General features: G+C 58.0%; 13 protein-coding genes. 6 read left to right on the forward strand and 7 right to left on the reverse strand.

The annotated features are described in order from the left end of the window. Positions 1-29 precede the first annotated feature (29 nt). Positions 30-1,322, forward strand: a complete 1,293-nt coding sequence (locus ACZZ0B_RS21215; RefSeq protein WP_440093325.1) for a hypothetical protein — start codon at positions 30-32, stop codon at positions 1,320-1,322. A gap of 52 nt (positions 1,323-1,374) precedes the next feature. Here ACZZ0B_RS21215 and ACZZ0B_RS21220 read toward each other — a convergent pair whose 3' ends face one another. From ACZZ0B_RS21220 to ACZZ0B_RS21235, 4 genes are all read right to left on the reverse strand, one after another. Next, positions 1,375-2,235, reverse strand: a complete 861-nt coding sequence (locus ACZZ0B_RS21220) for an efflux RND transporter periplasmic adaptor subunit (RefSeq protein WP_008085252.1) — start codon at positions 2,233-2,235, stop codon at positions 1,375-1,377. A 10-nt stretch (positions 2,236-2,245) separates the two neighbouring features. Next, on the reverse strand, positions 2,246-2,446 hold the full coding sequence (locus ACZZ0B_RS21225; protein ID WP_007914106.1) for a DUF1656 domain-containing protein: 201 nt from the start codon (positions 2,444-2,446) through the stop codon (positions 2,246-2,248). Then, positions 2,436-4,628 carry an FUSC family protein gene (locus tag ACZZ0B_RS21230; RefSeq protein WP_400647931.1) on the reverse strand — a complete coding sequence of 731 codons (2,193 nt, stop codon included), beginning with the start codon at positions 4,626-4,628 and terminating at the stop codon, positions 2,436-2,438. Before ACZZ0B_RS21230 ends, ACZZ0B_RS21225 begins: the two co-directional genes overlap by 11 nt. A 238-nt stretch (positions 4,629-4,866) precedes the next feature. Next, the gene (locus tag ACZZ0B_RS21235) at positions 4,867-6,366 is read right to left on the reverse strand and encodes an efflux transporter outer membrane subunit (protein ID WP_463546166.1); all 1,500 of its coding nucleotides are present in this window, start codon (positions 6,364-6,366) and stop codon (positions 4,867-4,869) included. A 264-nt stretch (positions 6,367-6,630) separates the two neighbouring features. On the opposite strand from ACZZ0B_RS21235, the gene ACZZ0B_RS21240 reads away from it, so the two are divergent. Continuing rightward, positions 6,631-7,599, forward strand: a complete 969-nt coding sequence (locus tag ACZZ0B_RS21240; RefSeq protein ID WP_008088899.1) for a LysR family transcriptional regulator — start codon at positions 6,631-6,633, stop codon at positions 7,597-7,599. 380 nt (positions 7,600-7,979) lie between these two features. Then, on the forward strand, positions 7,980-8,354 hold the full coding sequence (locus ACZZ0B_RS21245; RefSeq protein WP_158829045.1) for a DUF6124 family protein: 375 nt from the start codon (positions 7,980-7,982) through the stop codon (positions 8,352-8,354). Between the two features lie 785 nt (positions 8,355-9,139). Here ACZZ0B_RS21245 and ACZZ0B_RS21250 read toward each other — a convergent pair. Both ACZZ0B_RS21250 and ACZZ0B_RS21255 read right to left on the reverse strand, forming a co-directional pair. Further along, positions 9,140-9,610: a hypothetical protein gene (locus ACZZ0B_RS21250; protein ID WP_463546167.1), complete on the reverse strand. Its 471-nt coding sequence runs from the start codon at positions 9,608-9,610 to the stop codon at positions 9,140-9,142. A 403-nt stretch (positions 9,611-10,013) separates the two neighbouring features. After that, complete coding sequence (locus ACZZ0B_RS21255; RefSeq protein WP_463546168.1) at positions 10,014-10,502, reverse strand: hypothetical protein; 489 nt, start codon at positions 10,500-10,502, stop codon at positions 10,014-10,016. Positions 10,503-11,388: 886 nt separating this feature from the next. Here ACZZ0B_RS21255 and ACZZ0B_RS21260 point away from each other — a divergent pair. Together ACZZ0B_RS21260 and ACZZ0B_RS21265 are read left to right on the forward strand one after the other, a co-directional pair. Next, complete coding sequence (locus tag ACZZ0B_RS21260; protein WP_440093314.1) at positions 11,389-12,363, forward strand: 2-hydroxyacid dehydrogenase; 975 nt, start codon at positions 11,389-11,391, stop codon at positions 12,361-12,363. A gap of 148 nt (positions 12,364-12,511) precedes the next feature. Further along, on the forward strand, positions 12,512-13,021 hold the full coding sequence (locus ACZZ0B_RS21265; protein WP_463546169.1) for a DUF2165 family protein: 510 nt from the start codon (positions 12,512-12,514) through the stop codon (positions 13,019-13,021). Positions 13,022-13,040: 19 nt separating this feature from the next. Here the strand turns inward: ACZZ0B_RS21265 and ACZZ0B_RS21270 are convergent, their stop codons facing one another. Then, entirely contained in the window at positions 13,041-13,943 is a 903-nt protein-coding gene (locus tag ACZZ0B_RS21270; protein ID WP_158829544.1) for a DMT family transporter, read from the reverse strand. Positions 13,944-14,227: 284 nt separating this feature from the next. On the opposite strand from ACZZ0B_RS21270, the gene ACZZ0B_RS21275 reads away from it, so the two are divergent. Beyond that, entirely contained in the window at positions 14,228-15,103 is an 876-nt protein-coding gene (locus ACZZ0B_RS21275; RefSeq protein WP_440093312.1) for a helix-turn-helix domain-containing protein, read from the forward strand. Positions 15,104-15,146 lie beyond the last annotated feature (43 nt).

Here is a 15,146-nt window from a genome sequence, read left to right on the forward strand (position 1 = left end):
CCACATCAATCGACAACGGCGGACAACTGATGACGCTTTCACATCCCAAGGCGAACCGGTCACCCGGCACGCCAGATCCAGCATTCGGCGACGAAGACAGCATTGCCTACCTGAGTAAATTACTGGATGACGATCCAGCATTCCAAGTGCTAGCCCTGTTCATGGGACTCAGTAGTGATCTACAAGGCAAGACGATCTTCAGTGCCTACGTGCATCACGAAGAACAGTACAAATATGTCATTGGACGCACCGACAGCGACGGCACTCTCGATCGGACGTTCGCCAACAATGGCATTTTATTGGGAAGCTTCAATTCCGGGGCGGCGTGTTCCGGCGGCAAGTTGGTGGTGCAGCAAAGCGAACCTGGACTTATCTACATGCAGGGCTGGACGGAAGGCCCTTCAGGCTGGGCTGATCTGGCGATTACGTGCGTCGATAAGCACGGTCAACCCAACCCCTCCTTTGGCAACAACGGCAGCGTTGTCATCGCAACGCCCGTGTACGAGGAACTGCTGACAAACTCCTGTACCTTGCAGATTCAGCCAGATGGCAAGCTGTTGGTCACCGCCAACTACTTACTGCGCCACAATGAGTTGCAGCTGACAACGGGCGTGGTTTTTCGTCTTCTATCAAATGGAGAACCTGACACGGGGTTCAATGGCAATGGTCGCTGGGAACTGAAAATACCTGATCCCCATGCCGCGACGGCCATCAATGGCTGCCTTTCTCAGGGTGGCAATGTGGTCATTGCTGGCCATGTCCGTGCCCAGCCTGCGCACAACGTCGCGACGCTGGTACGGCTAAAGCACAACGGTGAGGTTGACAGGGATTTTGCCGATTCGTCAGGTTTTCACTTCGTGGATCTGCCCGATCATGGCTCAGTGTTCAATACCGTAATCGAAAGAGCCGACCATAGCTTGATCGCTGCGGGCGAAGCCTTTACCCGAGGTGCTCCTCACCAGTTGGGCCTGCTGGTTGCGCTGACGCCCAATGGCAGCCCCCATCTCATGTTCAACCAGGGCAAACCGCTGCTGACCCAGTTCGATGCCGAGCGTGAAAATCATTGGAGCTGTGCACTGGTACAACCCGATAACAAAATTGTGGTTGCTGCTGCTTTTTGGTGGCCATTGCTTGCCCGCTTCAATGTGGACGGGAGCCTGGACACCACCTTCAACAGCACCGGCTACACCCCTGCGGACTTCACAATAAAAAGCGCGCCGGTTCAACTGGTCTCCCGTCAGGACGGGCGAATCATTGTCAGCGCCAACATCACCGGGGTTAATCCTGAGGGCATCGGCGTCATGAAATGTTTCCTCATCTGAACCCGTCGCACCGTTGCCCCCCCGCCTATTAAAGGTGGGGGAACTCAGAGGATTACTCCACTCCCTGACTTACCACCACCGTACACGTGATCCCCGCCGCCAAGAGCACGCCCTCCGGCACTTCATCAATATGAATCCGCACTGGCACGCGCTGGGCCAGGCGTACCCAGTTGAACGTCGGGTTCACATCGGCGATCAACTCACGGCTTTCCGGGTTGTCGCGGTCGTAGATGCCGCGTGAAATACTTTCCACGTGACCCTTGAGTACTTCGCCGCTCATCAACTGCATATCGGCCTTGTCGCCGACTTTCACGTGGGGCAGTTTGGTCTCTTCGAAGAAGCCGTAAACCCAGAACGAGTTCATGTCGACCACGGCCATTTTCGCTTCGCCGATGCGCGCGTAGTCACCGCGATGCACGTTGAGGTTGGTCACGTAACCGTCGACCGCCGCGCGCACTTCGGTGCGTTTGAGGTTGAGTTCGGCAGCTTCCAGTTGCGCCTGCGCGTGTTGGTAATCGGCGAGTGCAGCGTCAGCGATGTTGCTGGCGTCGTCGCGGTTTTCCTTGGAGATCACCAGGTTGTCGAGGTCGGCGCGGCGGTGGGCGTTGACCTTGCGCATCTCCCACGTCGACTTGCGCGAAGCGACCAGCGATTGTGCTTGTTTGACCGCGATGCGGTAATGCTCGGGGTCGATCTGCATGAGCAAATCGCCCTTCTTCACCAGTTGGTTGTCACGCACCGGCACGTCGATCACTTCGCCGGTGACGTCGGCGGCGACGTTGATGATGTCGGCACGCACGCGGCCGTCGCGGGTCCACGGCGTGTTCATGTAGTGCTCCCACAACGTGCGGCCGATCCACAGCGCCAGGGCCAGCACCAGCAGGGTCGCGAGCAGGCTGAAAAACTTTTTCATCGGGACGTTCTCAACGGTAGACAGTCAGCGCCATGGCGCCGAACAGACAGGTAAACAGACTCAGACGCAGCAGCGCCGGGTGCCAGAAAAAACGGTACAGGTCGAACCCGGACAGGAACCGATCCACCGCCCAGGCCAATGCCGCAGCGATGAAAAACATCAGGGTCATGGTCGGCATGTACACGCCGTGGAAGGCGATTTCACGAGGCATGGGCAAGTCCTTCGGGCTTGGCGATGGCGTAGGCAGCGAGCGGTGATTGCGGGTCGAGCAGCGAGGTGCGGATGAAGTGCAGATAGCTCTTCACCCGGCGTAACGCGGAGGTGTCGAAATGCGGCGCGAACGGCTCATCGGTGGCTGCGACACGGCTGATTGCATGGTCGACCGCGACCAGTGCGCGTTCAAGATTGCTGGTGTTCGGTTGCAGAAACAGTCGCACCAGCGCGCGGCCCATCACGCGGATCGCCTGCCGCCACGGCTGCGATTCGGCATAGGCCGGGTGCACCGGCAAAATCGCCTGTTCCTTGCGTAACTCGATGATCGCGTGGCCGACTTCGAGCACCACGAACATCCAGCGCAGCAGATTCTTTTGCACCTTCGGCTCACCAGCGGCGAGACCGTAGGCCTGATGCAGCAAATCGCGGGTACGACTCTCGAAGCTCGAGGCCAGACCTTTGAGTTTGCCGCTGATTGCGTAAACCACTTGTCCGCGCAGATCCTGCTCCAGACGTTTCCACAGCCAGCGACTGTTCGGCGGCAGAATAATCGCCCCGGCAGCGGCACAGACCAGCATGCCCATGACCATGGCGATGTAGTCGTTGATGAAGGTGTAGGGGTTGTAGATCGTCAGGTTGTCCGGCACCGAACCGGTGCTGAAGAAGATCAGCAAACCAAGGCCGACACCGGCGTATTGCGGGCGCGACGTGAGGAACGAGCCGAGCACGATCACTGGCGCGAGCATCACGCACAGCAATGGAAAACCGTCGATCCACGGGAAGATGAAAAACATCTCGACGAAGCCGATCAGGGCACCGAGGAAGGTGCCGCAGGCCATCTGGAACGCCATGCGTTTCGGGTTAGGTGTGGCAGCTGAAAGGCCCACGGTGGCGGCGGCGATCAGGGTCATCGTCGCGCCGCTTGGCCACGCGGTGGCGACCCAGTAGCTGCCGAGCACCACCAGAATGAACGAGGCGCGAATGCCCGAAGCCGCTGCCGCCCACCAGTTGGTTTGCGGGGTGAACGGCTCGTCCCAGCGCTCGCGTTCGTGGCGGTGATCGGCCAAGGAAGCGTGGGTCTGTGCATAACTGTGCAGGTCGTCGACGAAGCGATAAAGCAGCTCGTACGCGGTGTGGAAATCCAGTTGTTCGGCTTCGCTCGGATCTGTGTCCTGAAAGACCCCGCGCAGGGTTCGCACACGTACCGGCAACCCTTCTTTGTAGGTCGCCAGCGCAGTTGCCAAACGAGCGGCATCGGGACTGGTGAGGGCGCGGCCGCTGAAGCCGTCGAGCACTTCGGCGAGATCCTGCAGGCCCGGTCTGATCGCCGCGACCACGTGTTCTTCGCCATTGACGCGCAGGCGTTCGAGCAATTGATGCAAGGCGTTGAAGCGTGTGGTGATGCCCATGAATTCGCTGTTCAAACGGCTCAGGCGACCGTTGCGCCGACGCATGTGCGGGTCTTCGAATACCGTCACGCTGCGCAAGCCTTCGAGACCCACCGCTTCGGCGATAAAGCGCACGTTGCTCGCTTCGAAAGACTCGGCTTTGCTACGCCCGCGCAGGCCATCGGTGACAAACAATGCGAACACGCCGAAGCGCTGATACAAGGCGTTGCGCATGGCGGCGCTGGCGGTTTGCGGCAGGATCGCGGCGCTGATCACGGTCGCGCAAAGGATGCCCAGCGAGATTTCCAGCACTCGCCATACGGCGGCCATGAATGCGCCGTCCGGGTGGGCCAGCGCGGGCAAACCGACCATCGCGGCGGTGTAACCGGCAAGGACAAAACCGTAGGCGCGGAAGTTACGGCAACGCGCGGCGCCGGCCGAGCAGATACCGACCCAGATCGCCAATGAGCCGAGAAACAGTTCAGTGTTTTGCGCGAACAAGGCGATCAGCGTGACCATCATTGCCGACCCCGCGAGAGTGCCGAGGAAGCGATAGAAACTCTTGGCAAACACCTGGCCGCTCTGCGGCTGCATGACGATGAACACGGTGATCATTGCGGTGCGCGGTTGCGGCAGTTCCAGGCGCATGGCCAGCCACAGCGTCAGGAATGCGGCGAGCAACACCTTGAAGATGTAGACCCAGGTCACGCCATCGCTGCGCGCCCAGTCGAAAAATCCACGGCGCCATTCCAGGGAGTAGAGCCAGCGCAACGGTGCGGGCAAGGGAGTCATTAAATTCTGCTCAATGATCGAGAATTGAAGAATTTGCTACGGCGTACACAACCCCTGTGGCGAGGGGATTTATCCCCGTTGGGCTGCGAAGCGGCCCCAAAACCTACGACCCGATTCCCACAGTCACACCGCGTGCACTGGCTTTGCGGCGGCTGCGCCGCCGAACGGGGATAAATCCCCTCGCCACAGGGTTTGGGGTCAACTCCAAAGGAGGAAATTTCCAGCAGATATTTTGGGGTCACCGCAGCAGTGCCGGGGTTTTCGGGGCCTGAGTTTTCTCGGCCGTCGGTACGTCGTTGCCGGCGCCAAGACCACCACCCAACGCAGTCACCAATTCGGCATGCGCACTCAGACGCGCCGCCTGCACCTGCTGCTGCACTTGCTGCTGCTTGAACAGCAACGTCTGCGCATTGAGCACGTTGAGGTAATCGGTAAGCCCACGCTGATAAGCAATCATCGCGATGTCGTAAGTCTTCTGCGCGGTCGCCACCGACTCGGCGGCAAAGCCTTGCTGCTTGTCCATCGATTCGCGGCGGATCAACTGGTCGGAAATGTTCTTCAACGCATTCACCAACGTCTGGTTGTAATGCGCCACGGCGATGTCGTAACCGGCCGACGCTTCACCGAGTTCGGCACGCAAACGCCCACCGTCAAAGATCGGCAGCGAGATCGCCGGGCCGACGTTGTAGTTGAGTTTCTTGCCGGTCAAAAACTCCAGCGCGCCGCCACCCGTGGCCATGTAACCGAGGCTGCCGACCAAATCGACGTTGGGATAAAACCCGGCATGCGCCACCTCGATCCCGCGCGCCTGCGCCGCCACTTGCCAGCGACTGGCGACCACATCCGGCCGCTGACCGAGCAATTCGGCGGGCAATGCCGACGGCAATTTCAGTGCGGCGCCTAGGGACAAGGTCGGACGCTGCAACTGCGCGCCCTCCCCCGGCCCTTTACCCGCCAGCGCGGCAAGTTGATTACGACTGAGGGCGATCTCTTCATCCAGCGCATCAATTTGCCGATGGGTTTCCGGCAACGGTGTTTCGGCCTGACTGACTTCGAAATGCGTGCCGATCCCGCCGTTCAAACGCTTCTGCGCCAGATCGAGAATCTGTTGCTGCTGCTTGAGCGTCGCCGCGACGATGTCGCGCTGGGCGTAATGCAGCGACAGTTCGATGTAGGCGCGGACGATGTTGTTCTGCAATTCCAGCTGCGCCAGTCGCGCTTCGGCCGCGCTCATGTGCGCCAGATCCACCGCGCGCTCGCTGCTGTTGCTTTCGCGGCCCCAGAGGTCGAGGGCATAGTTGAAACCCAGCGCGGCGTTGTTATCCCAGGTCGTGGTGTTGGCCAGATCGCCGGGGCCGTAGAACTGATCGGTCGGCCAGTTGTGGCGTTTGAGCGTCGACTCGCCATTGATCTGCAACGACTCGGCCGCCTCGGCGACACCGGCCATGGTTTTCGCCTGGCGCACTCGCGCAGCGGCCATGGCCATGCTCGGGCTGCCTTGCACGGCGAGGTCGATCCAGCGATTGAGTTGCGGGTCGCCGTAGGCTTGCCACCATTGCGCGGTGGGCCAGTTGGCGTCACGGGCAGCGTGGGCGATGGCGTCGTCGGTGGCCAGTGAATTGGCCTCCAACGCCTTGCCCTGCGGGGCAATTCCGTCAGTTGAGATGCAGCCGCTGAGACCCAGGGTAAAAGCCAGAACACTGAGCGGCAAAAGCGCTCTGTTGATGCGACGCGGCACAGCTGCGAATTCCTGAGAAGAGGGGACATGTAGGAGCTGCCGAAGGCTGCGATCTTTTGATCTTGATTCCCTTAAAACAAAATCAAAAGATCGCAGCCTGCGGCAGCTCCTACAGGGATCGGCGCAATTCTAGGGGGCGCCCTCAATGGCGATAAGCTGGGATTTCTGTGAATCTTTGTTACGGTTAACGAGATAATCCCTTGGTCGGGGGTCTCGCCCCTGAAACTTCGTGTCACAATTTGCCATCTCCCTTGAGAGCACCCCATGGACACTTTGCAAAACATGCGCGCCTTCAGTTGCGTCGCCGAAGCCGGCAGCTTCACCGCCGCCGCCGTGCAACTCGACACCACCACCGCCAACGTCTCGCGCGCGGTCTCCAACCTGGAAGCCCACCTGCAAACCCGCTTGCTCAACCGCACCACCCGACGCATCGCCCTGACCGAAGCGGGCAAGCGCTACCTGCTGCGCTGCGAACAGATCCTCGCCTACGTCGAAGAGGCCGAAGCCGAAGCCAGCGACGCCCACGCGCGCCCGGCCGGGCAGTTGAAAGTGCACACCATGACCGGCATCGGCCAGCACTTCGTCATCGACGCGATCGCCCGCTACCGCAAAACCCACCCGGACGTGACCTTCGACCTGACCCTGGCCAACCGCGTGCCGGACTTGCTCGATGAGGGCTACGACGTATCGATCGTGCTCGCCAGCGAACTGCCCGATTCCGGTTTTGTTTCGCAGCGACTGGGCATCACCTACAGCATCGTCTGCGCCTCCCCGGCCTACGTGAAAGCCAACGGTGCCGCGCAAAAACCCAGCGACCTGCTCAATCACGCCTGCCTGCGTCTGGTGAGCCCGGTGATCCCTTTGGAAAAATGGGCGTTCGACGGCCCGGAAGGCCAGGAAGTGGTCACCATCAACAGCTCACCGTTTCTGGTGAACTCCGCCGACGCGATGAAAACCGCGATCATCAGCGGCATGGGCCTGGGTGTGCTGCCGGTGTATGCGGCGATTGAAGGCTTGCGCAACGGCACGCTGGTGCGGGTGATGCCGAACTACCGCTCGCAGGAATTGAACCTGTATGCGATCTACCCGTCGCGGCAATATCTGGATGCGAAGATCAAAACGTGGGTCGAATACCTGCGCGGGTCGTTGCCAGAAATCCTCGCCGCGCACCAAGCCGAACTGGCCGCCTACGAACTCAGCGGCACCCTCGCCGGCGCCCGAGTCGCCAACTGACGTTTAAACACCCCACGCCCCTGTAGGAGCTGCCGCAGGCTGCGATCTATTGATCTTGCCGTTTAAAAATCAAAAGATCGCAGCCTACGGCAGCTCCTACAGATTGAGGATTTCGCGGATGTTTCCGACAGGTCGCGTCGGTTGTCCGTCGGAAGTGAGGTGGATAGGATTTGGGTGTCGCTGACGAATCAGCGACCGGGCTTGGTCGCTCGGGTTTAGAATGGCGCACTTTTCAAGCTTGCTTAATGGCGAGCCGTGCGTGGGAGAGCTTCGGCTCTGCCGGGTTTCCATTCCCTGGTCGACCAACCCGCGTACGGTTCGCCACCCTATTGCTTGGTCGCAGTGCTTGGCGAACTCCACTTCCCGAATGGAGCTTCACCATGATCAAACCAACACCGAATCCCCCCGAGCTCGACGACACCACCCCCTACGAATTCCCCGGCTCAAAAAGATTCCACGAAGCCGCCGAACGCGCCCTCGACCACTACCTGAAACCCAACGCACTCACCCTGCGCTTCCACAAACCCAGCACCATGTTCCAGGTCGCCCCCAATCAGGACAACGAAAGCCTGCTGGTCCACGCCTGCGAATCCCTGGCCCAAGCCAGCCTCATGACCAGCGACATCGCCGCCTACATCGAACTCCCGCAGCGAAGAACGATTCTGGCGATCCAGCAAATCATCATGCTCGCCGAACTGGCCGTGAACCGGGCGCTGGATAACCACGAAATAGCCCAAACCCCAACACACAACTGAAAAGCCCCTCACCCTAACCCTCTCCCGGAGGGAGAGGGGACTGACCGAGGTGTTTGGACGAATGACGCCGACTTGAAATACCGAGCCGAACTTGAGCTTCAAAGCCTGAATCAATAGCCCCTCACCCCAACCCTCTCCCGGAGGGAGAGGGGACTGACCGAGGTGTTTGGGATAGACACGCCGACGTGCAATACCGAGCCGAACTCACATTCTGAAAAGCCCAAAAACCGGCCCCCTCTCCCTCGGGAGAGGGCTGGGGTGAGGGGCAAGAACACCACAAATCCAAAGCCAAGCACACCAAGCTCTTGACCACTCAATAGGCCGAGTGTCAGCTCGCCTGCTTTTGATCTTGATCCACGAGCGACGTCGGAAGGCTGAGTGGAGGGATTGATCCGGGGGTGGGAGCGCAGCGACCGTTTGGCGCAGCCAAACACAGCGAGAGGAGGTGCAGCGAAGCAAACCGGAGGCGCTGCGCCCGGATCAATCCCGCAGCGAAGGAACCCCGAGCCCCAGCGAGCGGGCCGAACGCAGGAGCAAAGCCTTTTCGGTTACCTTTTCGGCGTTTGGAAAAGGTGACTCGCCGTAAGGGCGAAACCTCAATCCGCCATCACAAAAAAAACGGATATACACCCAAACCCCAAGAACATGGTCGGCCCAAAGGCCGCCACCGTCTAACTGGCGCTTAACCTCGCCCTGGATAATGTGCAAGTGACACAGCCAGCCTCGCACTGCAAATCCATAGAAGCAGCACGAATCCCACTGGACAGCGATTAATTAAAAAAACGTCATACAAATAGAGACTTTTCATTTTCCACATGCTCAAGACCTGAAACATCCCTGAATGCGCCAATAGCCTTCAACGATGGAGAATTACTAAACTCCAAGTTAAAACCAACCGCCAACGTACCTTTATCTTTGTCGAAAGCCACCTCCACAGCGCCACTACCATAAACACCTGAATAGACTCTGATTTTTGTCCACCCCCCTGAACTTTCGATCAGAAGATACATAATTGATAGTCCCGAATCCTTATTATATTCATGCACCCCATTACGGATATTAGCGTCACATGAAAATTGCAGCTTTCCAGATCGCCTGGTGTCAAATTGCTGACTCGCATTGACCTGCACACGCCTACCATCTGTTATGAAGTTTTCAACCACTCCATTGAATGGTGCAAGGCTATCAACCAGTACATTAGCTGTACCGCTAACGGCCTTTTGTTGTTTTGAAAATAAAATAAATTCGTTTTTCATAAGAAGCCTCTTCATCAAAAATCAGCTATCGCAAAATACGAATTAAAAATGCCAAAATTAAATCTCCTGCACACCTGTCAGAACTGACAGCTTCAGAGACCAATTCGCAATTAAAGTATGCAATCGAACAGCTCTCCAGTTATAAGCCGAACTACTACCCCTCCCCGCGCATGCTCGTCACTACTCAAAAATTCCACGGCGCCGCCGAACGCGCCCTCGACCTCTACCTCTACCTCAAACCCGCGCGCCGAACTGGCCGTGAATCGGGCGCTGGATAACCACAAAATATCCCAAACCCCAGCCCACAACTGATTCCCCTGTGGGAGCGAGCCTGCTCGCGAAGACGGCAGCACATTCAACATTTACGGTGTCTGACACTCCGCTATCGCGAGCAGGCTCAATCCTACAATTGATCAACACCAGGGTTAGTCTCGTATTCCAAGCCTGAAACACCTCTGAACCCGCCATGATCTTTGCGTGTAGTTGACGTACTGCCTTCGAACAATAGTTCAAAACCACCGTCAAACGTCCCCTTGGCAATATCAAAGTTCACGTCAACGTATCCAGTATCATAGAGTGCTGAATAAGGCTTAAAGGTATGCCCAGCGCCTACTTTTTCATTGATTGAATAGATCATGTGAGAAACCTTTCCACCTTTTACAAATGGATGCCTTCCATTGTCAATATCCAAGCTGAAGTAGAGACTAAGATCCAGCCACTTAGTCGGACTAAGTTCCTGTTTTGCACTCAGCACCACCAGTTTATTGACCCTACCTACTATGAATTTTACGACCTTCCCGGAAAACGGTGCAAAGTCACCTATTAGCGCATTTCCGGTACCTTGTACCGCCGACCGGGGATGATCCTTTGTAAAAAACTCGTCATGCTCCATGTTTTAACCCTTCCAGGAAATTTAAGTGGCCCTACCATTAACAGAAGTTTTCCTTCTCTTCGGGCAATTAACACCTGATATAAATGACAGTTTTTAAGTTCGAGTTGCGATAAAAAATTGGAAAACCGACTCAGGCCTCTTGCAACCTCACAGAAAATGATCGGCTGTTATACCGCCTTCGCGAGCAGGCTCGCTCCCACAGTTGGATTGAATGCATTCAACTGAAAGATGGTCGGCTGTCAGGCCCCCATCGCTGGCAAGCCAGGCTCCCACAGGGGTTGAGTACAATTGAAAGATATTGGTAGGCCGGCAGGACGTCATCGCGAGCAGGCTCACTCCTACAGTTGGATTGTGTGCAGTCTGAAAGAAATGGGTCTGCTGTCAGGCCGCTATCGCGAGCAGGCTCTGCTCTTACAAAAGCACAAGCAAGATCAAAGGATCGCAGCCTGCGGCAGCTCCTACACAGGATGAGCGCAAGCTCGACAAAGCTTTTGATCTTGATCCACGAGCGACGTCGGAAGGCTGAGTGGAGGGATTGATCCGGGGGTGGGAGCGCAGCGACCGTTTGGCGCAGCCAAACACAGCGAGAGGAGGTGCAGCGAAGCAAACCGTAGGCGCTGCGCCCCGGATCAATCCCGCAGCGAAGGAACCCCGAGCCCCAGCGAGCGGGCCGAACGCAGGAGCAAAGCCTTTTCGGTTACCTTTTCGGCGTTTGGAAAAGGTGACTCGCCGTAAGGGCGAAACCTCAATCCGCCATCACAAAAAAAACGGATATACACCCAAACCCCCAAGAACATGGTCGGCCCAAAGGCCGCCAAGCCCCCCGAGACAATCAAAGCGAGAAAATGTTAGCTTGCTTGCAATCAAGCCCGTCGAGCCCTCAGCAATGAAAAAGACTGTCCTGGCCTTCAGCCGCATCACCCCGCCAATGATCGAACGCCTGCAACAAGAGTTCGACGTCATCGTCCCCAACCCAAAAACCGGCGACATCAACGCCCAATTCAACGAAGCCCTGCCCCACGCCCACGGCCTCATCGGCGTCGGCCGCAAACTCGGCCAGGCCCAACTCGAAACCGCGAGCAAACTCGAAGTCGTCTCCAGCGTCTCCGTCGGCTACGACAACTACGACCTCGACTACTTCAACCAACGCGGCATCATGCTCACCAACACCCCCGACGTCCTCACCGAAAGCACTGCGGACCTCGCCTTCGCCCTGATCATGAGCAGCGCCCGCCGCGTCGCCGAACTCGACGCCTGGACCAAGGCCGGCCAATGGCAAGCCAGCGTCGGCGCCCCGCTGTTCGGCTCTGACGTTCACGGCAAAACCCTCGGCATCGTCGGCATGGGCAACATCGGCGCCGCCATCGCCCGCCGTGGCCACCTCGGCTTCAACATGCCGATCATCTACAGCGGCAACAGCCGCAAGACCGAACTCGAGCAACAACTCGGCGCCCAATTTCGCAGCCTCGACCAACTGCTCGCCGAAGCCGATTTCGTCTGCCTGGTGGTGCCACTCAGCGACAAAACCCGCCACCTCATCAGCCACCGCGAACTGGCCCTGATGAAACCAAGTGCAATCCTCGTCAACATCTCCCGCGGCCCGGTCGTCGACGAACCCGCCCTGATCGAAGCCCTGCAAAACAACCGCATTCGCGGCGCCGGTCTGGACGTCTACGAAAAAGAACCGCTGGCCGAATCGCCACTGTTCCAACTGAAAAACGCCGTGACCCTGCCGCACATCGGCTCCGCAACCAACGAAACCCGCGAAGCCATGGCCAACCGCGCCCTCGCCAACCTGCGCAGCGCCCTGCTCGGTGAGCGCCCGCAAGACTTGGTGAACCCGCAAGTCTGGCGCGGATAAAAGAGCACGGGCAAGTGCGACATCGTACTTGCCCGTTCGTTATCGCTATACATAACTTGAAATCGAACAAGAGACAAAATCAAACAACAGCATTATAAGCTCTGCCCGGCTGCCGAATGATCGACAAGCGCTATGGAGAGCTAAAGCTGTGAACATCTTGAACACCGACAAACTTATCCGCTACAGCAAAGTGATACTGATGGCTTACATCAGTTTCTTTGGCCTGCTGGTGATCATCCACAACTTCACCGACTACAATGCAAACTACACCTACGTGGCTCACATCCTGAGCATGGACACCACCACGGCCAGTGAAAGCATCAAGTATCGAGCCATTGAGACGCCGATGATTCATCACCGGATCTACTGGTTCATCATTACCCTGGAAGTCACCTACACCGTGCTTTGCCTGATTGGCACTTACCAGTTGCTGCGCCATATCAACGCACCCGCCGAGGTATTCCACGAGGCAAAAAAGTTCTCGGTCATGGGCATACTTGCGGCAATCTTCATTTATTACGTCTGCTTGCAAACCGTGGGAGTGGAGTGGTTTGACATGGACACTTCGCAATCATGGAATGCCAAAGACTGGGCACGGCATATTGTCGATTTCATGTTCCCGGTGATGATTTACATCAGTTTAAAAGTCGAGCACTGAAGTTCAGCACTCGTTTATTTCAAGCCAACTTTCCCTGAACTGGCACCACCACTCTTTTCGGCTTACGAAACACCAGTACATTACCCAGCATCACTAACACCAGTCCCACCAGCGCCGGCGCTGTCCATTGATAACCTTCGGCAAACGCCGAGACGTTCAGCGCCACCACCGGGAACAACACTGTGCAGTAAGCCGCCCGCTCCGGGCCCATACGCCCGACCAGCGTCAGATAAGCAGTGAAGCCGATGACCGAACCCGGAATCACCAGATACAGCAGCGCACCGACGTAACGCGGTGACCAGTCCATGTCGAACGGGATGCCTTTGACCAGACACCACACCGACAACATCGCCGCGCCGTACGCCATGCCCCAGGCATTGGTGGTCAGTGGTTTGAGCCCGGCCTTCTGTTGCAGGCTCGAAAGCATGTTGCCCGCCGAGAAACACAAGGTGCCACACAGTGCCAAACCCAGCCCCAGAAGGGTTTGTGGACTGGCCTGATGCCCGGCCAACTCAGGCCAGAACAGCATGCCCAGGCCAAACAGCCCCAGCGCACCGCCCATCAGCACATTGCGCGCAATGCGCTGGCCAAAGAACACCCGTGCATTCAACGCGTTCCACAGCGTTGCGGTTGAAAACACCACCGCGACCAGACCGCTGGGGATCCATTGGCTGGCGGTCAAAAAGCACATGAAGTTCACACAAAACAGGCACAACCCCTGCGCCACGCAAATCAGATGCCCGCGCCGGTTCATCGGCTGCAGGCGACGGCTGAGCAACAGCAAGACGAACAGCACCAGCGCGGCGAGACCAAAGCGATAGACAATCGACACCGGAATGGCGACCACGCCCAGTTGCCATTTCAAGGCAATCCAGGTGGTGCCCCAGATCAGCACGGTCAGCAAATACAACGACAGATTCATGGTGCAAGCTCCTGGAGATAACGCCGAACGCTTTTCTGTGGCGAGCGAGCTTGCTCGCGCCGGGCTGCGAAGCGGCCCCAAGAATCTGGCTGCCTGCACATTGTTGTGAGCGCTGCGCACTCAGGCGGGAGCAATCTCCCTCGCTACAGGTTTTGCGTTGGATAGGGATTGAGCGTGATGCACCCAGCGTCGGCGCGCTTGCAGATTCTTGCGCTTTTGTCTGGCGGCAGGCTGGCAGCGCGGCGTCTACGGAGTAGGATGCAAGGCGTTGAAGAGAACCGATCATGGCCGCCATCGATACCCTGCAAGTCTTTCAAGCGCTTAACCGTTCGCCGAATGCACGCCTGGTGCACAGCGCCGAGCTCGGTGACGGCTTGTCTGCAGCCTTGTGGACCAACCACCACGACGCCCAGGAATACGAAGCGCCGAGCCATCACACCCTCTCGTGCTACATCGATGGCGGTACGGGCACGTTTCGTCGCGGCCAGCCAGGCAACAAGGGCGGGCCGGACAAACTGTGCATCCTGCCGGCTGATCACCAGTCCGGTTGGGTCATCAATGGCGATATCCGTCTGGCGCACCTGTATTTCAGCCCTGAACAATTTGCCCTTGGTTGCGTCACCTTGCTTGATCGCGAGCCACGGGAAATGCAGTTGCGCGAACAGACCTTTCTCGAAGACCCGCAGCAGGCGCAGCGCTTTCGGCATTTGCTGACCCTTAACTGGGAAGAGCCCGCCGAACGCTTGCTGACCAGCAGCCTGGCGCATGAACTGATCAGCCACACCTTGCTCAGCCAGGTCGGCGCGCGTCAGGGTCTGCGTCTGAAGGGTGGGCTGGCCGCGCATCAACGCCGGCAGTTGGTGGAGTTCATCGACAGTCAGCTGGCCGAGCCGATCAGCCTCGGGCAATTGGCGGGATTGTGTGCCTTGTCGGAATACCACTTTGCGCGGATGTTCCGCGTGAGCTTCGGCCTGCCGCCGCACCAGTACCTGCTGGCGCGACGTTTGAGTCGGGCGCGGGAATTGTTGCGCAACACTTCGCTACCGTTGGGAGAGATTGCGCTGGCCTGTGGGTTTGCCAGTGCGAGCCATTTCACCAACCGCTTCAAGCAGGTGTTGGGTGGGACGCCAGGCGAGTATCGGCAGGCGTTTTTGCGGTAGAGCGGAATTCTTGTTGCCTGTCAGGGCCTCATCGCTGGCAAGC

The sequence above is a fragment of the Pseudomonas sp. AC247 genome (genome assembly GCF_979258015.1).

What these genes read in the sequence shown, in the direction of transcription:
- ACZZ0B_RS21215 (WP_440093325.1), top strand. Translation starts at nt 30, where the DNA reads ATGACGCTTTCACATCCCAAGGCGAACCGGTCACCCGGCACGCCAGAT.
- ACZZ0B_RS21220 (WP_008085252.1), bottom strand. Translation starts at nt 2,235, where the DNA reads ATGAAAAAGTTTTTCAGCCTGCTCGCGACCCTGCTGGTGCTGGCCCTG.
- ACZZ0B_RS21225 (WP_007914106.1), bottom strand. Translation starts at nt 2,446, where the DNA reads ATGCCTCGTGAAATCGCCTTCCACGGCGTGTACATGCCGACCATGACC.
- ACZZ0B_RS21230 (WP_400647931.1), bottom strand. Translation starts at nt 4,628, where the DNA reads ATGACTCCCTTGCCCGCACCGTTGCGCTGGCTCTACTCCCTGGAATGG.
- ACZZ0B_RS21240 (WP_008088899.1), top strand. Translation starts at nt 6,631, where the DNA reads ATGGACACTTTGCAAAACATGCGCGCCTTCAGTTGCGTCGCCGAAGCC.
- ACZZ0B_RS21245 (WP_158829045.1), top strand. Translation starts at nt 7,980, where the DNA reads ATGATCAAACCAACACCGAATCCCCCCGAGCTCGACGACACCACCCCC.
- ACZZ0B_RS21250 (WP_463546167.1), bottom strand. Translation starts at nt 9,610, where the DNA reads ATGAAAAACGAATTTATTTTATTTTCAAAACAACAAAAGGCCGTTAGC.
- ACZZ0B_RS21255 (WP_463546168.1), bottom strand. Translation starts at nt 10,502, where the DNA reads ATGGAGCATGACGAGTTTTTTACAAAGGATCATCCCCGGTCGGCGGTA.
- ACZZ0B_RS21260 (WP_440093314.1), top strand. Translation starts at nt 11,389, where the DNA reads ATGAAAAAGACTGTCCTGGCCTTCAGCCGCATCACCCCGCCAATGATC.
- ACZZ0B_RS21270 (WP_158829544.1), bottom strand. Translation starts at nt 13,943, where the DNA reads ATGAATCTGTCGTTGTATTTGCTGACCGTGCTGATCTGGGGCACCACC.
- ACZZ0B_RS21275 (WP_440093312.1), top strand. Translation starts at nt 14,228, where the DNA reads ATGGCCGCCATCGATACCCTGCAAGTCTTTCAAGCGCTTAACCGTTCG.